Source organism: Megasphaera massiliensis, assembly GCF_000455225.1.
GTDB classification, from domain to species: Bacteria; Bacillota; Negativicutes; order Veillonellales; family Megasphaeraceae; genus Megasphaera; species Megasphaera massiliensis.
Map to the genome: position 1 here is coordinate 1 of NZ_HF954543.1, position 1261 is coordinate 1261.

Here is a 1261-nt window from a genome sequence, read left to right on the forward strand (position 1 = left end):
TCTACGCCAGTAAATATAACAACAATCCTAATAAAATTGATAATATCCCAAACAATCGAGTATACAGCGTACTCCTTCTCTTCGACAATGCTCTAATGGTTTCAATCTCTTCATTAGCTACACTATTACTGAGGCTAGTGATAGTGTAGGAACCCCACATCCAGGCTACGTTTGGAAAAACAAAATATAGCAGTCCAATCATAATTAGAACAACAGAAATTACAATCATGAGATCTTCCTTTCTCCTAATTTGTACTCCCTTATTGTATACTCATGAAAACAGTGCATTATTATTTACTTATCTGAATGTTTCCATGGAAATACCTTTCATCCATATAAACCTCCATCTTCTTTATTTTATATAAAAACCATGTGCGTTTATGAATTTCCTTCTTCAAAAGGACTTTAGCAAAATGCGTACGTTCAAAAGGAAATTTATTCGAACGAACAAAGCTCATCTTCTGAATCTCTCTTCCGTTTGATACAATTACATTATATTGTTCAAAATCGATACCATCTGTTGGAATTCCATATTCTATTAATTTTTCATCATCTGAATTAGAAGCCATAAACCACCAAGAACCAGTTAAATCACTACTAGAATCTATACTCACTGGTTCTTCTAATGTTATTAAACTACTACTTTTAACATAAAAATAACTAATAATAGAAACTATTAATAGACAAAGAGCTAATAAAATTATTATAACTTTTCTAATAACAAGCCCCTCCTGTTACTTATTCTCGTTTCCTCTTCAGCCTATTCCAGTCCAATTGATCGGCACTTCACTTCTTCTCTGCACTATAATAGAAGAACCCGAACAGACCCGCAATTAAAAGAAGTGTACCTGCAATCAAAGCATTAGTAGATAAACGGACATCGTTTAATTTCAGAACATAACCTATTAACAATATAATATCTATCGTCAGCACTGAAAAAATAACTTCCCTTTTATGAAAACCTGAAAAACGACAGCTCTAAATATTATTAAAAAGTTTGCTATTATAATAAAAATTAAAATAATAAACCCTTTTCAACTATGTCATTCATAAAATACAATCAGCTCCTATTTACTTTTCCTCGAATGCTGTTGTTAGCAAGTGATCTTTAAACTCACTATACGCAATTTCAAATTCTGCATGGTCTCCAAGCGCATGTAGCACATTAAAGCTTATACCAAGCGAATCTTTCGTAAAGTAAGTGAATACGCCTAATTCATTTGCATCGCTTATTACGTCAGACTCATTGAACAATGCAATC

The 1261-nt window shown here is 32.3% G+C and carries 2 protein-coding genes; both read right to left on the reverse strand.

Annotated elements, in window-relative coordinates; translation table 11 throughout:
• Nucleotides 1-290: 290 nt before the first annotated feature.
• Nucleotides 291-614, reverse strand: coding sequence for a hypothetical protein (locus TX77_RS10520; RefSeq protein ID WP_154651908.1), 324 nt, complete (start codon nt 612-614; stop codon nt 291-293).
• Nucleotides 615-1071: 457 nt separating this feature from the next.
• Nucleotides 1072-1261 (reverse strand): hypothetical protein (locus TX77_RS14165; RefSeq protein ID WP_044505067.1); only part of this gene is annotated, 190 nt, incomplete at its 5' end.